This is a genomic window from Acidovorax sp. 62 (assembly GCF_002754495.1).
GTDB lineage: Bacteria > Pseudomonadota > Gammaproteobacteria > Burkholderiales > Burkholderiaceae_C > Acidovorax.
Genome location: NZ_PEFJ01000001.1, coordinates 730,439 through 746,928 on the forward strand (window position 1 = coordinate 730,439; position 16,490 = coordinate 746,928).

Consider the following 16,490-nt stretch of genomic DNA (forward strand, 5'->3'; position numbering starts at 1 on the left):
AAGAACACCGGAACATTGATATGAAAAAAGTCCTGATTGCTAATCGCGGAGAGATCGCCGTCCGCATCGCCCGCGCCTGTGCCGACTACGGCGTGCAGTCCGTCGCCGTGTACGCCAATGCCGACATCGATGCCCTGCACACCCGCATGGCCGATGAGGCCTATGGTCTGGACGGCGACCGCCCCGCAGACACCTACCTCAACGTCGAAAAGCTCCTGGCCATTGCCAAAAAGAGCGGTGCCGACGCCGTGCACCCCGGCTACGGATTCCTGTCGGAAAACGCCGCCTTTGCCCAGGCCGTGATCGATGCAGGCCTGGCCTGGATTGGCCCTCGCCCTGCCACCATTGCCCAACTGGGCGACAAGGTGTCTGCACGCAAGATTGCACTGCAAGTGGGTGCGCCGCTGGTGGTGGGCACGCCCGACCCGGTGAAGGACGCGAGCGAGGTACTGGCCTTTGCCGAGCAAAACGGCCTGCCCATCATCATCAAGGCAGCCTTTGGTGGCGGCGGGCGCGGCATGAAGATCGCATGGCGCATGGACGAAGTGGCCGAGCTGTATGAATCCGCCGTGCGCGAAGCCGTCACCGCCTTTGGCCGGGGCGAGTGCTTTGTGGAGCAGTTCCTCGACAAGCCCCGCCACATCGAGGCCCAGGTGCTGGCCGACACCCACGGCAATGTGGTGGTGCTGGGCACGCGCGACTGCTCGCTGCAGCGGCGCAACCAGAAGCTGGTGGAAGAGGCCCCTGCGCCATTTTTGAGCGACGCACAGCGTGAACGCATCCACACCGCCGCACGCGACATCTGCGCCGCTGCAGGCTATGTGAGCGCGGGCACGGTGGAATTTTTGCTGAGCCAAAGCGGCGCCATCTCGTTCCTGGAGGTCAACACCCGCCTGCAGGTGGAGCACCCCGTGACTGAGCAAACCACGGGCGTGGACCTGGTGGTGGAGCAACTGCGCGTGGCCGACGGCCTGCCGCTGTCCCTCACACAAACGCCTGTGCCGCTGGGCCACTCCATCGAGTTCCGCATCAATGCCGAAGACGTGGGCCGAGGCTTCTTGCCCACCCCCGGCCCGGTGCAGCGCTTTGACGCTCCCTCCGGCCCCGGCGTGCGGCTGGACACCGGTGTGCAGACGGGCTCCGTGGTGCCCGGCTCGTTCGATTCGCTCATGGCCAAGCTCATCGTCACCGGCGCCACCCGCGAGCAGGCCCTGGCCCGCGCCCGCCGTGCGCTGCGCGAGTTCCAGATCGAAGGCGTGGCTTCAGTGCTGCCCTTTCACCGTGCCGTCATCGACCACCCCGACTTTGTGGGGGCTGATGGCTTCAAGGTGCACACCCGCTGGATCGAGTCCGACTTTGCCACCCCGCTGGCCGCCGCCGTGCGCGCTGCGCCAGCAGCCGACACCAGCTTGCTGCGCACCGCCATCGAGATCGATGGCCGCCGCGTGCAGCTGGGCCTGCCTGCCGTGCTGCTGCAAGGCTTGGCGGCAGCAGGCGGGCAGGGCGCTGGTGCCGCCGCACCGGCAGAGGCGGCATTGGATGCCGCCGCCGTCACCTCGCCCATCGCCGGCAATCTGCACGCCTGGAAGGTGGCCGATGGCGACACGGTGCAAGAGGGCGATGTGATCGCCGTGATGGAAGCCATGAAGATGGAGATGCAGGTGACAGCGCACCGCGCGGGGCGTGTTACGTTGGCTGCACAGACTGGTACCGCACAGGCGCTGGGTGCAGTCATTGCCCGCATCGCCTGAAAGACCTGGGCTCGGGTCTGGCTCAGGTTTGAGGGCAGGCCACAAAGGCGGGCAGTTGCTCTGCCGCAGCAGAGTAGGCGGCCAGTGCAGGGTGCCTGGACTCTGGCACACACCCAGGTAACAGCAACTGCGTGAAGCTCCAGGCCACGGCGCAGGCGATGCGCCCGTGGGTGAGTGACTCTGACCCTGCTTGCATCGGCATGCGTTGCAGCTCGGCTTCCAGCAGCTCAAAGGCGGTATTGCGCTGGCGCTCGACGCGTTCCAGCCAGGGGGCGTGCTGCTTCTCGGCAGGGCGCAGTTGCTGCTCGTACACGGTTTGTACGGTTTTCTCGCAAGCGGCCAGTGCCAGCCCGGCGAGGCGCAGGTCGTGCAACTGGTCTGCGCTGGCGCAGGGTGTCAAGCTGCGCCCGGTGTTCCCAGACCGCAGAGCACACAGTTCGATCCACTGCAGGATGAGGGTCGAGTCCATGAGGACGACGCCCTCGTCCGTTACGAGGGTAGGGGCTTTGACGATGGGGTTGGTGTGAGCAAAGTCATCGAACTGGCGAAACACCGATACGGGCTGGTGTTCGAAAGTGATATCCAGTGCGTGCAGGGCCACGGCGACGCGGCGGACGTAAGGAGAGTCGAGCATTCCAATGAGCTGCATGGCAGGGGTGTAGTAGGACAAAACAGAGCCTCAGCGTAGACACGCTGCCCCGTGCTGTACAGGGTCAGTCATCGGAATGGAGGGGCCTAAACCGATGGGGCATTGGCCCAGCCCATGGCGGTATGTAAAACAATAGGAGCTGTCTCCCTTTGAACCGTCCTTTCCTTGCGCACACCATGACACTCGATAAAAAAGACTGGCTTATCCTTCAGGCCCTGCAGACCGATGCGCGCCAAAGCCTGGCAGCGCTGGGCAAGCGCATTGGCCTCTCTCAGCCCGCCATGAGTGAGCGCGTGCGCAAGCTGGAAGAGGCTGGCGTGATCGAGGGCTACAGCGCCCGCGTCAACTTGCGTGCGATTGGAGTCGGGTTGGTCGCCATCATCCGCGTGCAGACAGACCACCGTGGTATTGCGCCGTACGTTGCATTGTTTGAAAGCATGCCTGAGGTGCTCTCTGCCGACCGTGTCACTGGAGAGGATTGCTTCATTGTGCGTTGCGCGATTCCTGCGCCGTCTCACTTGGAGCGGGTGGTGGATGCGCTGGCCCAGTACGGGGCCGTCACCACGTCACTGGTACTCTCCAGTCCTGTGCACAAGCATGTGACAGTGGAGACTCTGGCGATGCCTGAGCGTTGATCGCAGCGTTGTATCCGTCTCCGCCTGCAACGTGCATCAAAGGGCCATCTTGGGCGCATGTGGGCTGCGTGCAGGCCTGCACCTCTTTGGGGCTTTTGCTATCAAAAGACCTGGGGCGGGCACCATTTGGGTGCCATCCTGGGTTTACATCAGTTCCGCATGGAAAATTGCACCAATTGGACTCCCAATTTCCTGATTTAGATCGCAATTCCGTTTAAAGCCGGGGTATCACCCTGTAACTATTCGGTTGACATTGGCCCGCTCTCGCATATCGTCCCATGTTTACAAATGTATCAAGGGACAAGAGATGGGGGCTATGAGCTACGGCTTGACGGATTTGAAGGACATTGCCAGCGGTGCCGCAATTTTGGCAAGCGGTGGCGGGGGCAGTTTCAGTGATGCTTGCGCCATCCTGGCGGAGCTGGCTGCTCAGCCGGGCCCGGTCAGCGTCACTGTGCAGGACTACGATGGCAGCACCAATGCCTGCGTGCTTGCCATCATGGGCTCGCCCGACGCTGCAGAGGGGCTGACGCTCTCGACCATCACCCAGTCGGTGCAAAACACTGTGAATGTGATGCAGGCGAGCCTGGGAGCGTCCCTCGGAGCTTTTGTGCCGGTGGAGATCGGCCCGATCAATTCGCTGGTGCCTTTGCTGGGAGCCATGCTCTACCCCGGCGCAGTGTGGGTGGTGGACGGCGATGGTGCTGGCCGCGCTGTGCCCCAGCTGCCCCAAACCACTTTTACCGGCAACCCCGCTCTTGCCCCTTGTCCAGCGGCCCTAGCCAGTGATGCTGCCACGCAGGCGGATGTGCAATCTGCCGTGCTCGGGGCTACGACGGCAGCGCAGGTAGAGTCTTTGGCGGGCGGTGTCGTCGGTGGTTTTGGTGGCTATTCGGGCATTGCCATGTGGCCGTCCGTGCAGGGCAACGGGTTTGCCCTGTCTGGCAGCTACATCCCCGGCACCCTGGGCCAGGCCCGTGCCTTGGGTGAATTTTTGCGCAACGCTGCTGTGCCGCCGCCCACCCAGGCGGTGGCCGATGCCATCCAGATGATCACCCAGCGTGCAAGCTGGCCGGTGGTGACCAATTTCTACATCACCAGCGTGACGCAAAGCACAACCGCTGCATCCCTGGATACGGGCATCGTGCGGCTGGACAACCACCCTGATCCCGCCCAGAGCACAGAGACGCACACCATCTACACGCTGAACGAGAGTCTCATCATGTACTCCTCGCTCTCGCAAAAGCCGGATGTGATTGCGCCGGATTCGATCTGCTACTACTCAGAGGGTACAGGGCAGGGCTTCTCCAACGCGAGCAGCGATCTGCAGCCTTACTACGATGCGGTGAAGGGCTGCAGCACCGGTGTGCCGGTGAGTGTGCTTGCCGTGCAGGCCGCGCCCCAGCTGTATGGAACGCCGGGTGTCGTAGCCTCGTTTGCAACGCTGTTGCGCAGCCTGGGCTACGCAGGGGCCATGCCGCAAATGTGACCGCATGGAGTTTGCCAAGCCGCCTGGCGGCCCCCTTCACCCGGACGCTGCCTCTCACCCAGAGGCCGCCTTCTCTGCCGAAAGCGCTGCTCCTGCTGATCCAGGTGCGTCCGCGTCGGCGCTACCCCATAACGATGAGGCTGAGCTCAACAAGGACCGGCTGGAGCTGGCCCTGGAGGCAGCCGGACTGGATTTGTGGGAGAACGATCTGGTAACAGGCGCAGTCACCCGCAAGGCCACCAAGACGTTTACCGAACTGGGCTTCACGCTCGAAGAGATGGTATCGGCGGTGCCCGATATCTACGATCTGTTCCACCCCGACGATGTGGAGGTGGTGCGCCAGGCGGTGCACGACCACCTCAGCGGGGTAACGCCACAGTACCGCTGCGAATTCCGCTTGCGCTCCAAGCAGGGCGAGTGGGTGTGGTTTGCCAACTATGGCCGCATCATGGACACGCACACCAGCACGCCTGGGCGGCGGTTGATTGGTGTGACCTTCAACATCCATGACCGCAAGCAGCGTGAGCAGGAAATTGCCCAGATCAATCAGCAACTGCGCGAGCAGAACGCGCTGCTGCAGCAGCTCAATGAGACACTGGAAGGTCTGGCTTCCAAAGACTCGTTGACGGGCCTTTGCAACCGGCGCACGCTGATGCAACTGGGGCAGGCCGAATGCCAGCGCGCCGAGCGCTTGGGCCACCCCTTGTCTGTTCTGGTGGTGGACATCGACTTCTTCAAATCCGTCAATGACGCCTGGGGGCACCTGGTGGGTGACCGCATGATTTGCGCTGTGGCCGAGGTTTTCCAAAAGCGCAAGCGCGCTGGAGGAGACATCGTGGCCCGGTTTGGCGGCGAAGAGTTCGTGATCGTGCTGCCCCACACGGATGGGCCAAGTGCCTTGCAGGCCGCAGAGTCATTTCGCAGTGAGGTGGCGGCCATGAGCGTGCCAGTCAACGAACAGGGTCATTGTCTGTCGGTCACGGTGAGTGTGGGCGTGGCGACCAGTCTGCCGGGAGAGCCCATGCATTTCGAGACCTTGGTCAATCGCGCTGACCATGCGCTCTACCAAGCCAAGGGCACCGGGCGCAATGCCGTATACAGCGCGGACGGCAACAACCTGTCCTTGTTTGCCGCTGAGTAGGCCGTTGTCAGCAGGGGAGGCCGCGTTCAGCAGTTTGTGCGCTCACCTATTGCGTTGATTCCATTGCTTCTGCGGCCGCCAATTCGGCCAGGCGGGCTTGTACGGTGGAGTGGTTGTGTGGCTGGATAACGCCCGGCTGTAGCAGCTCTTTCAGCAGTGCCACGCTGTTGCATCGCTGGATGGGCTCAAACCCGCCGAACCTCAGGTCAACGATGATTTTTCTGCTGACGGCCTCGCCCAGATGCCGGTTGGCCGATGCGGATGCGAGCAGCTCCCAGCGCGCTGAATGTGTCTCGGGGATGGCTTGCAGGTCTTTGACCAGCATCCGCTGGATCATGGGGTTGTTCGTGTGCTCGGCCACCAACATCGCCTGGGCAAAATTCTGTTTGTCTTGCACGCTGTATTTTTCATCGCTGTAAAAGCGGTGGCTGTGTTGTGCAACATGCGCAGCGATCTGCCGGTACGCCGCATCCACCGCCTCGGTGCTGAGCAAATCTTCGACAACGGCGTGCGGAGCTTCCTTGAAAATGCCCCTCAGCGCGTTGTTCGACGTCTCGGTGTCCGGGTCTTTGGCCAGCACCGTGAGTACGTCCAGATCGCAGTACCCCCGTTTTGCCACGGCCCTGCGCACTGCCTTGCTGCTGTCGGTGGACAGCAGGCGCAGCAGCGCTGCATCGGTGGTGGCGTCGGCCACCCGTTTGCGCTGGCCACTGTCCATTGCCAGAATCTCGTCGTGGCCGGCCTGGGCTGCCTTCCAGGGGTTGAATTCAGGCTTGGGGTTGGCTGGTTTGACGTAAGGCTTGGCGATGTGGGTGGCGATGGCCGCATCAATCGCTGCGTCGGTGGTTTGCAGCGCAGCAAAGCGCTGGGCCAGGTTCTTCTTCGCTGCGCGGCTGACCTCTTCATGCTTGTCGCGCAGCAGGCTCAACAACACGTCGCTGCTGGCATGGCGCGACATGGCGAGGTTCAGGCGCTCGGGCTTGCGCGGGCTATTGAGAAAGAAACGCGTGAGTTCCGCCGATGTGTTGGGGTGCATGGCAATGATCTTGCGCAGCCTTGCGTCGTCCATGGGCAAAACGGCTTCAAGTACGTCCGGCGGGCACCTGGGGTGTTTGGCCAGCAGGCGCACAGAGTCGGGAACCAGTTCCTTGGCGTAATGCGCCTTCCTGTTCAGCCAGACAAAGCGCAGCTGATCAGCGCTCAGTTGCTTGTTCAGCACCAGCGCCTTTTCCCAGGGAAAGAACCACGCACGGTTCAGGCCTGTGACCACTTTTTTCGATTGCAGCAGCGTAAAGATGAAGTCCAGCAGCACCAGGTCCTTGCTTTTTCGGACCGTGGTCTCCAGCTCCAGCAACGCGTTGGCAATGCGCAGCGGGCTGTGCGCCTGGGCTGCTCCCTCTCGGGCCGCTTCGCGGGTGAGCTTGCCTGCCAGCACGGCTTGCAAGAGTTGCAGGTCGCTGTCGATCAGCGCGTTGGCCGTGTGCATGAAGCGGCGGCGTTCACCGCTTTCACTGAAGTAACTGTCCATTCCTTGGAAAAGTGTCTCCAGGGCAGCAAGTTCTTCCAGGCTGGGTGGCGCGTCAGTGTTCGGCACAAAAATACTCCCGTGAAAAAAGCAGTGGCATCCATTGGCCCAGAGTGGCCAAGAAGAGGCTCGGAATGGCAATGCGACTGGGCATCAGGAATATACGTTCTGCAACGCCGGTGGCGGTGGACAAGTTGTCCAGCATCATGGGGCCGCGTTCCTGCTGGAATGGCAAGAGCGCCCAACGCATCCTGGTGCCCATCGGTGGGGTGCAAGTGCGCCGGTGCGGGTGGTGCTCAACGGCTGATACGCCGGCGCCAGCAGTACAGCATCAGCAGCATGGCAACGGCAGCGCAGCCTGACACGAAGGCGAGGGGCGCCTGCGTGGACAGCGTCAAGCCCCGGCGCGTTGTCACGGTGAACAGTCCATGCGTGGGTGCGCTGCTGCGCGGCAGCTGCTCCACGGTGCGACCCCAGGCATCGATGTGCTGGTGGTCGCCATCGGTGTTCACACGCACGATGTCCCGGCCCGTTTCTACCGCGCGCAAGCGCGCAAACTGGGCAAACTGGTAGGCGTAGTGTCCGGCCTGCGCATCTTCATCGTTGGTCTGCCAGATCACCAGTTGCGCACCTTGGCGCACGCGCTGTGCGAGTGTGGCGGGGAACAGAATTTCAAAGCACAGCAGTGGTGCGATGGTCGTGGGTTGTTGCGCATCGCCCCTCCGTCTTACCTGCGGCAGTTGCAGGGGATCTTCACGGCTGGCCGTGAACCAGTGCGCCCGCCCGTGCTGGGCCAGTGGGTGCAAGGCTGCGGCCAGCGAGGGAGCCACTTCGGTGGCAGGCAGTCCCTCCTGAAAGGGCACCAGGTGTTGCTTGGGCACGAACAGGGCAGGGTCCGACGCTGTTTGCGCAGGCGTTAACCAGACGCTGCCGGTGCGTGCCTCGTAGGGCGCCGCAATGGCTTGTGAGAAGGCCGTGTGCGCCAGTTCCGGGCCATAGATGCGGAACTGCGTGCCCACCAGAAGCAGCGGGGTTTGCCATTGCGCCACGCTCTGCTGCAAAGGGTTGCGCATGCTAGGGGTGTTGGGCATGCCGGGCACGTTGACGCCCTCAGGCCACACGAGCAGGTCGGGTGATTGGTGCACTGCGGCCTCGCTGGCGCGGAGCGCCCGTGGGATGCGGTCGGTGCCAGGTTCCGGCAGTCCAGAGCCGACCACGCCCACCCTAAGTATGTCGGATGGAGCTGCAGGCGCCCGCTCTGCCTGCGCCATGCGCCAATGCCCGTAGGCCCAGGGCGCGGCCAACGCCGATGCCGCCAACAGCCAACAAGGGAAGGCGTGGCACGAGCGCTGGGTGCCACGCCAGGCCCCATAAATCAGTGCATTGACCAGCAGCAGCCAACCTGTCAGCCCCCACATGCCCGTCACGTGGATGAACTGAACCTCCGGCACCAGGCGTGCCTGCGATGCGCCCAGCACCCACCAGGGTGCGTTGGTGACCAGCAGGGTGGTTTGTGCCCACTCCAGCACCACTCCCAGCGGCACCCAGGCCGCCAGGGCCCAGCCCAGTGGAAAAGCCCGGCGCAGCAACTCGTAGCTGGCGGGCAGCAGCCATACGCCAATGGCATTGACCAGCAGCACCCCCACCCACGGGCCCAGCAGCACCATGAGGGGCCCCACCTGCGTGGTTTGGTATGTGAGTGCGAATGCTGCGCAGCACCACCAGGGGTGCTGGCGCCGCTCCAGCGCTATCAGCAGTGGTACCAAACCGAACCAGGCCAAGGGCTCCAGGGGGACGTTCTGCCAGCGCGGAAAGGCCAGCGCGCACAGCAGGCCAGCGCCCGCAGCCAGTCCCCAGGCCGGAGGATGCCGCCGCTTGATTAGCGGCCCATGCACTGGTTAAAAAGTGCGCTGTGTTCGCTGCCCGATAGTCCGAACATGGACGCGTAGGTGTTGCAACACAAGCCGTTGTTGCTGCCGCAGGTCGAGCGCATGCAGTTCAGGCTGACGCTGAGTGCATTGGAGTAGCTGGGAAATTTCGATTGGCCAGCAGCCAGCCAGGCATTGATGTTGCGCATGGATTCAGTGGGGCGGCTGGTCTCAAAGCAGCCTTGCAATTGGGATTTGTAGGCGGGCTCAGAGGGGCTGGATGCCAGTGCAGCAGGGGCCCAAAGTGAGGCGCTCAGTGCCAGCAGGATGCACAGAATTCGGTTCAGCATGGTGGGTCTCGCGGTGATTGAAGGTCAGGGGTTGGCCACGGCCGTGGTGTACGTGTTGGCACCGGTATAGGTCAGGCGCAAGGCCGATGCGTCGCCCGCTGTGATGAGCACGCGGCCTGCGGCAACGTCGCTGAAACCGTCGGTGCTGGCAAACAGCAGTGGGCTCTCGGTGGTGAACTGAAATCGGGTCAGCGGTAGCTTGAGATCGCCCATGGTGCCTTCGGCCCGAACGGTGCCGTTCAGCTGCATGCCCGTCTTTAGGTCAATCGTGGCCTTGAAGCCCTCGCCAGCCAGCACATAGTCCCGGTTGTCGCCTTGGTAGCGCACCTGGTAGTTCATGTCTTTGAAGTGGTAGCCCTGCGCGTTGGAGCCAAACCAGAAGGCGCTGGCGATGGTTTCGCGGTTGGTCTCTGCGCCCTCTGTGGTGAGGTAGCGGGTGACGGTGTTTTCCTCCGTCCTGTACGCCAGGTCCATCGAGGCGTCTTCCACAAAGGTGTAACGCACGGTGCCGCTCAAGCTGGTGATAAGGCGCACGCCGGGCATCAATTCTTCACCATCGTCAAAGCGGCAGTCGCTGAATTCGATGATGTCTTGGCCGTCCAGTTCTCGATAGCGGTAGCTGCCACCCGCATCGCAAGCGGTCTCGGTCACGGTTTCCTTGGTGGCAAGGCCGCCTGATTTGAGCTGCTGGTGCTTTTGCACCAGCGCGTACGCCACAGCCTGGGCGCGCTTGCTTTTGGCTATGGGCAACTCGTCCACATTGATGGCGATGTCCAGGGCCATGTAAGGCGTTTGCACGGCGGTTTGTTCGGCCAGTGAGTAATCCTTGGTCGAGATTTGCGGGGCTGAGGAGGCTCCGCCGCCGCAGCCCGCAAGGGCCAGGGCGAGCGCGGTGGGCGTCAGCAGGTACGCAAAGCGGAGGGTGCTGGGCTTTTTCATCGTATGTCGGGTGTGTGGGTCTGATATGCCGCCGATGGAGTCCCTCCCCCGGTAGCGGCGCGCAATTTACGACAGGCTTTTGCGATCGTCCAGAGAAATTTGGCATTGCAGATACGGGAGATTTCGACCGCGTTTCAGGGGCAAGCAGGGGCTCGGTGTACGCCACCCGGCGTATTTCCCGAAAGCCAGGGGCTCTCCAGAATCCACTCCATCGCACCACACGGTCCACCGGCAACCCCGGCGGGCAGGGCGAAGCGGTTTGACCCCCTTACCTACCGGAGATCACATGCAACGTCGTTATTCCCTCAAAGCCCTCGCGGCCGTCGCTACGCTCGCTGGCCTGTCTGCACTCCCAGCCCATGCGGCAGACACCATCAAGGTGGGTGTGCTGCACAGCCTGTCGGGCACCATGGCCATTTCTGAAACGGTGTTGAAAGACACGGTGCTGATGGCGATTGATGAGATCAACGCCAAGGGCGGTGTGCTGGGCAAGAAGCTCGAGCCCGTGATCGTGGACCCGGCCTCCAACTGGCCGCTGTTCGCTGAAAAGACCAAGCAGCTGCTGGGCCAGGACAAGGTGTCGGTCATCTTCGGCTGCTGGACTTCGGTGAGCCGCAAGTCGGTGCTGCCCGTGGTCGAAGAAATGAACGGCCTGCTGTTCTACCCCGTGCAGTACGAGGGTGAAGAACTGTCCAAAAACGTGTTCTACACCGGCGCCGCGCCCAACCAGCAAGCCATCCCTGCGGTGGACTACCTGATGAGCAAGGACGGCGGCAGTGCCAAGCGCTGGGTGCTGCTGGGCACCGACTATGTGTACCCCCGCACCACCAACAAGATCCTGCGCGCCTACCTCAAGTCCAAGGGCGTGAAGGATTCCGACATCGACGAGAAGTACACCCCGTTTGGCCACTCTGATTACCAGACCATCGTGGCCGACATCAAGAAGTTCAGCCAGGGCGGCAAGACGGCAGTGGTGTCCACCATCAACGGTGACTCCAACGTGCCGTTCTACAAAGAGCTGGGCAATGCAGGCCTGAAGGCCAAGGACGTTCCTGTCGTCGCCTTCAGCGTGGGTGAAGAAGAACTGCGCGGCGTGGACACCAAGCCGCTGGTGGGCCACCTGGCCGCCTGGAACTACTTCCAGTCCATCAAGAACCCTGAAAACACCGCCTTCATCAAGAAGTGGAGCGACTACGCCAAGGCCAAGGGCATCGCTGGCCACAAGGACAAGCCGCTCACCAACGACCCGATGGAAGCCACCTACATCGGCGTGAACATGTGGGCCCAGGCCGTGACCAAGGCCAAGAGCACGGACACCGACAAGGTGATCGCAGCGATGGCCGGCCAGACCTTCAAGGCTCCCTCGGGCATCGTCAGCAAGATGGACGAGAAGAACCACCACCTGCACAAGAGCGTGTTCATCGGCGAGATCAAGGCTGACGGCCAGTTCAACGTGGTGTGGAAGACCCCTGGCCCTGTGAAGGCCAAGCCATGGAGCCCGTACATCGAAGGCAATGACAAGAAGGCTGACGAACCTGAGAAGAAGTAATCACCCCCCTGAGGCGCTAGCGCGCCTTCACCCCCTCTCTCACGCTGGCGCGTGGGAGGGGGGACGCCGCCAGCGCGGCGGGGCGGCCCTTGCGCGGCGGCTCTCGCCTTCGCATCGCGCCTGCGCGGCGGCCCACTGCGACTTCATAGAGCCTCCGTCATGCATTCCTCCATTTTTTCTCGTCTGATCGCTTGCGTTCTGCTGTGTGCAACTGCGCAGGCGTACGCACTCACCACCGAGCAGGCCCTGGCGATGGCCGCTGGCGAGACCGACGACCGCGTGGCTGCCGTGCAGCAAGCGGTGGTGGAGCCCAGCGAACGCACCGCCGCTTTCTTGCAGGCGCTGGCCGATGACGCGGTGAAGGTTGCCGCAGGCAAGGCCCTGATCGTGCGTGACGACAAAGGCATTGACCCGGTGAGCGGCGCCGAGGTGCCTGTGCCCGCCGATGCCGAAGACATCATCAACAACAACCGCATGCGCGGTGAGATCGATACGGCCCTGGCGGGCCTGGCGCTGTTTGGCAAGGATGAGGCCAAGCGCATGGCCGCTGCCAAGGCGCTGGCCAAAGAGCCGGATGCAGGTCGCCTGCCATTGCTCGACAAGGCGCTGGCGCAGGAGACCAACGACAAGATCAAGACCCAGCTGGAGCTGGCGCGCGCCGCCACGCTGCTGGGCAGCGACGACGCCGCGCAGCGCATCGCTGCGGCGCAGGCACTGTCGCTCAGCGCCACGCCCGAAACGCGGCTGCTGCTCAACGAGCGCGTCACGGTCGAAGAAGACGCCAAGGTCAAGGCCGCGCTGCAGGCCGCACTGCGCGCCATGGAAGGCCAGCTCGCCTGGGGTGAGCGCCTCGGCGCTGCGTTCTCTGGCATCAGCCTGGGCTCCATCCTGCTGCTCGTCGCCTTGGGCCTGGCCATCACCTACGGCCTGATGGGCGTGATCAACATGGCCCACGGCGAGCTGATGATGATCGGCGCCTATGCCACCTATGTGGTGCAGGGCATCTTCCAAAAGTATTTTCCGGGCGCGTTCGACTGGTACCTGGTCGCTGCGCTGCCGCTGGCGTTTGGCGCCTCGGCCGCCGTGGGTGCGGTGCTGGAGCGCGGCGTGCTGCGTTTTCTGTACGGCCGCCCGCTGGAGACGCTGCTGGCCACCTGGGGCATCAGCCTGGTGCTGATGCAACTGGTGCGCACGATTTTTGGCGCGCAGAACGTGGGGGTGGAAAACCCCTCGTGGATGAGTGGTGGCGTGCAGGTGCTCTCCAACCTCACGCTGCCCTACAACCGGCTTGTCATCATCGGCTTTGCGGTGGCCGTGCTGCTCGGCATGGGCTACCTGATTGCCCGCACACGCCTGGGACTGTTCGTGCGCGGCGTGACGCAGAACCGCCCCATTGCCTCGTGCATGGGCGTCAACACCGCACGCATCGACACCATGGCCTTTGCGCTGGGCTCGGGCATTGCGGGTTTGGCGGGCTGCGCGCTGAGCCAGGTGGGCAATGTGGGGCCGGACCTGGGCCAGAGCTACATCGTCGATGCCTTCATGGTGGTGGTGCTGGGCGGCGTGGGCCAGCTGGCCGGCACGGTGTATGCCGCGCTGGGCCTGGGCATCCTGAACAAGTTCCTCGAAGGCTGGGCGGGCGCGGTGCTGGCCAAGATTGCGGTGCTGGTGTTCATCATCATCTTCATCCAGAAGCGGCCCCAAGGGATCTTCGCGGTCAAAGGGCGTACGGCCGACTGAAGCACCAGAGACGACTGATCATGACTACGCCAACCTCTACCAACATCCAACTGCCCGCACCCGCGCCGCTACTCACACGCGGCGGCTGGTCTGCCTTTATCGTGGCGCTCATCGTGGTGTGCGCCGTGGCCCCCGTGCTCAACCTGTGGGTGCCTGCAGGCAGTCTGTTCCACCTGTCGGACTACGCAGTGGCGCTGCTCGGCAAGATCATGTGCTACGCCATCTGCGCTCTGGCCATGGACCTGATCTGGGGCTACACCGGCATTCTGAGCCTGGGACACGGCCTGTTCTTTGCGCTGGGCGGCTACGTGATGGGCATGTACCTCATGCGCCAGATTGGGCGCGACGGCAACTACAAGAGCGACCTGCCGGACTTCATGGTGTTCCTGGACTGGAAGGAACTGCCCTGGCACTGGGCGCTGTCTGACAGCTTCATCGCCACGCTGATCCTCATCGTGGCCGTGCCGGGCGTGATTGCGTTCGTGTTCGGTTACTTCGCCTTCCGCTCGCGCATCAAGGGTGTGTATTTTTCCATCATCACGCAGGCCATGACGTACGCGGCCATGCTGCTGTTCTTCCGCAACGAAACGGGCTTCGGCGGCAACAACGGGTTCACTGATTTCAAGCGCATTTTGGGCACGCCCATTGCCACGCAGAACATGCGCATGACCTTGTTTGTGCTGACGGGGTTGTCGCTGCTGGGCTTCTTCCTGCTGGCGCGCTGGCTGGTGCGCAGCAAGTTTGGCCGCGTGCTGCAGGCCGTGCGCGATGCCGAGAGCCGCGTCATGTTCTCGGGCTATTCGCCGCTGCCCTACAAGCTCACCATCTGGACCATCAGCGCCATGATGTGCGGCGTGGCGGGGGCGTTGTATGTGCCCCAGGTCGGCATCATCAACCCCGGCGAGATGAGCGCCGCCAACTCCATCGAGATCGCTGTGTGGGCGGCTGTGGGTGGCCGTGCCACGCTGATCGGACCCATCGTGGGCGCCTTCATAGTCAACGGAGCCAAGAGCTGGCTCACGGTGACGGCGCCGGAGTTCTGGCTGTACTTCCTGGGCGCGCTGTTCATTGCCGTCACGCTGTTTCTGCCCAATGGCGTGGTCGGTCTGGTCAAGAAAATCAAAGACAAGACAAGTAAGAAAGGAGTTGCGCAATGACGCCCGATTTGATGGAAGAGGGCGCAAGGCGCATCGAGGCCAGGCTTGCGCCTGCGCCCGTGGGCCAAACCGAGTCCGGCGGCCGTGCCGCAGGCTTTTCGCGCATTGCTACGCCGGGTGAAGTGGATGTGACCCACGGCCGTATCTTGTATCTCGAAGACGTGCATGTGAGCTTTGACGGCTTCAAGGCCATCAACGGCCTGAGCCTGGACATCGCCCCCGGTGAGCTGCGCTGCATCATCGGCCCCAATGGTGCGGGCAAGACCACGATGATGGACATCATCACGGGCAAGACGCGGCCACAAAAGGGCACGGTGTTCTTCGGCTCCACCATCGACCTGCTGCGCCACAACGAGCCCGAGATTGCCAGCTTGGGGATCGGCCGCAAGTTTCAAAAACCCACGGTGTTCGAGCAGCTCACGGTGTTTGAAAACCTGGAGCTGGCTTTGAAGACCCACAAGGGCGTGAAGTCCAGCATGTTCTTCAAGCTCGACTCCGCGCAGTCGGACCGGCTGGCCGACGTGCTGCGCACGATTCACCTGGCCGACAGCGTGACGCGGCAGTCGGGCAACCTGAGCCACGGGCAAAAGCAGTGGCTGGAGATTGGCATGCTGCTCATGCAGGACCCCAAGCTGCTGCTGCTGGACGAGCCGGTGGCGGGCATGACGGATGAAGAAACCGCCCGCACTGCGGAGCTGTTCCTCACGCTCAAGGGAAAACATTCGCTCATGGTGGTGGAGCACGACATGGGCTTCATCCGCACCATCTCAGAGAAGGTGACGGTGCTGTGCGATGGCTCGGTGCTGGCCGAGGGCACGCTCGATCAGGTGCAGGCGGATGAGCGGGTGATCGAGGTGTACCTGGGGCGCTGATTTCTTTTGCTATCAAAAACGTAGTTGATTGCGCTTGATGGATAAGCGCTAGATGCCAAAAACACCCGTAAAACCACCATGCTCACCGTCCAAAACATCAACCAGTACTACGGCGGCTCCCACATCCTGCGCGACGTGAGCCTCACCGCCACCCCCGGCAAAGTCACCGTCCTGCTCGGCCGCAACGGCGTGGGTAAGACGACCCTGCTCAAAAGCCTCATGGGCCTGGTGCCCATCAAAAGCGGCTCCATTGCCTTCGACGGCCAACCCATCGACAAGGCCACCCCCTACGACCGTGCCCGCGCAGGCATCGGCTTCGTCCCCCAGGGCCGCGAAATCTTCGGGCGTCTGACGGTGGAAGAAAACCTGCGCATGGGCCTGGCCTACAAAAGTGGCTCCACCCCCGTGCCCCCGCACCTGTATGAACTCTTCCCCGTGCTCAAGCAGATGCTCAAGCGCCGAGGCGGCGACCTGTCGGGTGGGCAACAGCAGCAACTGGCCATTGCCCGCGCACTGGCTCCCGGCCCGCGTTTGCTCATCTTGGATGAGCCCACCGAAGGCATCCAGCCCAGCATCATCAAAGACATTGGCCGGGTGATCCGCATGCTGGCGGACCAGGGGGAGATGGCGATCTTGCTGTGCGAGCAGTACTACGATTTTGCGCAGGAGCTGGCCGACGACTACCTAGTGATGGAGCGCGGCGAAGTCATTGCACGCGGTCCTGGCAGCGAGATGGAGGCCAAGGGCATCCGCAACCTCGTGGCCATTTGAAGCCGGCCCTCGCTTTTACAGTGGCCAACAAAACTCCCCTGGCTACGCAGCGCC

At 62.9% G+C, this 16,490-nt stretch carries 15 protein-coding genes; 9 read left to right on the plus strand and 6 right to left on the minus strand.

Translation table 11 applies throughout. The features are described from left to right. Positions 1–20: 20 nt before the first annotated feature. A complete protein-coding gene (locus CLU86_RS03380; RefSeq protein ID WP_099740622.1) occupies positions 21–1,751 on the plus strand; it encodes a biotin carboxylase N-terminal domain-containing protein in 1,731 nt (576 codons plus the stop codon). Between the two features lie 22 nt (positions 1,752–1,773). Here CLU86_RS03380 and CLU86_RS03385 read toward each other — a convergent pair whose 3' ends face one another. Further along, entirely contained in the window at positions 1,774–2,400 is a 627-nt protein-coding gene (locus tag CLU86_RS03385; RefSeq protein ID WP_099743249.1) for a glutathione S-transferase, read from the minus strand. A gap of 176 nt (positions 2,401–2,576) precedes the next feature. Here CLU86_RS03385 and CLU86_RS03390 point away from each other — a divergent pair, with 176 nt between their 5' ends. The 3 genes from CLU86_RS03390 (at position 2,577) to CLU86_RS03400 (ending at position 5,665) form a co-directional block, all read left to right on the plus strand. Continuing rightward, positions 2,577–3,035: an Lrp/AsnC family transcriptional regulator gene (locus CLU86_RS03390; protein ID WP_099740623.1), complete on the plus strand. Its 459-nt coding sequence runs from the start codon at positions 2,577–2,579 to the stop codon at positions 3,033–3,035. Positions 3,036–3,351: 316 nt separating this feature from the next. Continuing rightward, positions 3,352–4,524: a DUF917 family protein gene (locus tag CLU86_RS03395; RefSeq protein ID WP_233194767.1), complete on the plus strand. Its 1,173-nt coding sequence runs from the start codon at positions 3,352–3,354 to the stop codon at positions 4,522–4,524. A gap of 4 nt (positions 4,525–4,528) precedes the next feature. Beyond that, complete coding sequence (locus CLU86_RS03400; protein ID WP_099740625.1) at positions 4,529–5,665, plus strand: diguanylate cyclase; 1,137 nt, start codon at positions 4,529–4,531, stop codon at positions 5,663–5,665. Positions 5,666–5,711: 46 nt separating this feature from the next. On the opposite strand, the gene CLU86_RS03405 is transcribed toward CLU86_RS03400, so the two are convergent. The 5 genes from CLU86_RS03405 to CLU86_RS03425 form a co-directional block, all read right to left on the minus strand. Further along, positions 5,712–7,259: a hypothetical protein gene (locus CLU86_RS03405; RefSeq protein WP_143226652.1), complete on the minus strand. Its 1,548-nt coding sequence runs from the start codon at positions 7,257–7,259 to the stop codon at positions 5,712–5,714. Continuing rightward, entirely contained in the window at positions 7,246–7,398 is a 153-nt protein-coding gene (locus CLU86_RS22785) for a hypothetical protein (RefSeq protein WP_158236300.1), read from the minus strand. Before CLU86_RS22785 ends, CLU86_RS03405 begins: the two co-directional genes overlap by 14 nt. 88 nt (positions 7,399–7,486) lie before the next feature. Then, on the minus strand, positions 7,487–9,085 hold the full coding sequence (locus CLU86_RS03415; RefSeq protein WP_099740628.1) for a hypothetical protein: 1,599 nt from the start codon (positions 9,083–9,085) through the stop codon (positions 7,487–7,489). Continuing rightward, positions 9,070–9,408 carry a hypothetical protein gene (locus CLU86_RS03420; protein WP_099740629.1) on the minus strand — a complete coding sequence of 113 codons (339 nt, stop codon included), beginning with the start codon at positions 9,406–9,408 and terminating at the stop codon, positions 9,070–9,072. The genes CLU86_RS03415 and CLU86_RS03420 overlap by 16 nt, the downstream gene beginning before the upstream one ends. A 24-nt stretch (positions 9,409–9,432) precedes the next feature. Beyond that, positions 9,433–10,347: a hypothetical protein gene (locus CLU86_RS03425; protein WP_099740630.1), complete on the minus strand. Its 915-nt coding sequence runs from the start codon at positions 10,345–10,347 to the stop codon at positions 9,433–9,435. A gap of 286 nt (positions 10,348–10,633) precedes the next feature. Here CLU86_RS03425 and urtA point away from each other — a divergent pair, with 286 nt between their 5' ends. The 5 genes from urtA (at position 10,634) to urtE (ending at position 16,436) form a co-directional block, all read left to right on the plus strand. After that, positions 10,634–11,896, plus strand: a complete 1,263-nt coding sequence (gene urtA / locus CLU86_RS03430) for an urea ABC transporter substrate-binding protein (RefSeq protein ID WP_099654845.1) — start codon at positions 10,634–10,636, stop codon at positions 11,894–11,896. A gap of 159 nt (positions 11,897–12,055) precedes the next feature. Then, complete coding sequence (urtB, locus tag CLU86_RS03440; RefSeq protein WP_099740632.1) at positions 12,056–13,636, plus strand: urea ABC transporter permease subunit UrtB; 1,581 nt, start codon at positions 12,056–12,058, stop codon at positions 13,634–13,636. Positions 13,637–13,656: 20 nt separating this feature from the next. Next, the gene (gene urtC, locus CLU86_RS03445) at positions 13,657–14,793 is read left to right on the plus strand and encodes an urea ABC transporter permease subunit UrtC (RefSeq protein WP_099740633.1); all 1,137 of its coding nucleotides are present in this window, start codon (positions 13,657–13,659) and stop codon (positions 14,791–14,793) included. Then, positions 14,790–15,665 (plus strand): urea ABC transporter ATP-binding protein UrtD, encoded by an 876-nt coding sequence (gene urtD, locus CLU86_RS03450; protein WP_099740634.1) that lies wholly within the window; start codon positions 14,790–14,792, stop codon positions 15,663–15,665. The genes urtC and urtD overlap by 4 nt, the downstream gene beginning before the upstream one ends. Before the next feature lie 78 nt (positions 15,666–15,743). Then, positions 15,744–16,436: an urea ABC transporter ATP-binding subunit UrtE gene (urtE, locus tag CLU86_RS03455; protein WP_099654850.1), complete on the plus strand. Its 693-nt coding sequence runs from the start codon at positions 15,744–15,746 to the stop codon at positions 16,434–16,436. Positions 16,437–16,490 lie beyond the last annotated feature (54 nt).

Bases quoted from the DNA above. Each gene is read 5' to 3' on its own strand.
- CLU86_RS03425 (WP_099740630.1), bottom strand. From the start codon at position 10,347: ATGAAAAAGCCCAGCACCCTCCGCTTTGCGTACCTGCTGACGCCCACC.
- urtC (WP_099740633.1), top strand. From the start codon at position 13,657: ATGACTACGCCAACCTCTACCAACATCCAACTGCCCGCACCCGCGCCG.
- CLU86_RS03420 (WP_099740629.1), bottom strand. From the start codon at position 9,408: ATGCTGAACCGAATTCTGTGCATCCTGCTGGCACTGAGCGCCTCACTT.
- urtB (WP_099740632.1), top strand. From the start codon at position 12,056: ATGCATTCCTCCATTTTTTCTCGTCTGATCGCTTGCGTTCTGCTGTGT.
- urtD (WP_099740634.1), top strand. From the start codon at position 14,790: ATGACGCCCGATTTGATGGAAGAGGGCGCAAGGCGCATCGAGGCCAGG.
- urtE (WP_099654850.1), top strand. From the start codon at position 15,744: ATGCTCACCGTCCAAAACATCAACCAGTACTACGGCGGCTCCCACATC.
- CLU86_RS03380 (WP_099740622.1), top strand. From the start codon at position 21: ATGAAAAAAGTCCTGATTGCTAATCGCGGAGAGATCGCCGTCCGCATC.
- CLU86_RS03390 (WP_099740623.1), top strand. From the start codon at position 2,577: ATGACACTCGATAAAAAAGACTGGCTTATCCTTCAGGCCCTGCAGACC.
- CLU86_RS03395 (WP_233194767.1), top strand. From the start codon at position 3,352: ATGAGCTACGGCTTGACGGATTTGAAGGACATTGCCAGCGGTGCCGCA.
- CLU86_RS03385 (WP_099743249.1), bottom strand. From the start codon at position 2,400: ATGCAGCTCATTGGAATGCTCGACTCTCCTTACGTCCGCCGCGTCGCC.
- urtA (WP_099654845.1), top strand. From the start codon at position 10,634: ATGCAACGTCGTTATTCCCTCAAAGCCCTCGCGGCCGTCGCTACGCTC.
- CLU86_RS03400 (WP_099740625.1), top strand. From the start codon at position 4,529: ATGGAGTTTGCCAAGCCGCCTGGCGGCCCCCTTCACCCGGACGCTGCC.
- CLU86_RS22785 (WP_158236300.1), bottom strand. From the start codon at position 7,398: ATGATGCTGGACAACTTGTCCACCGCCACCGGCGTTGCAGAACGTATA.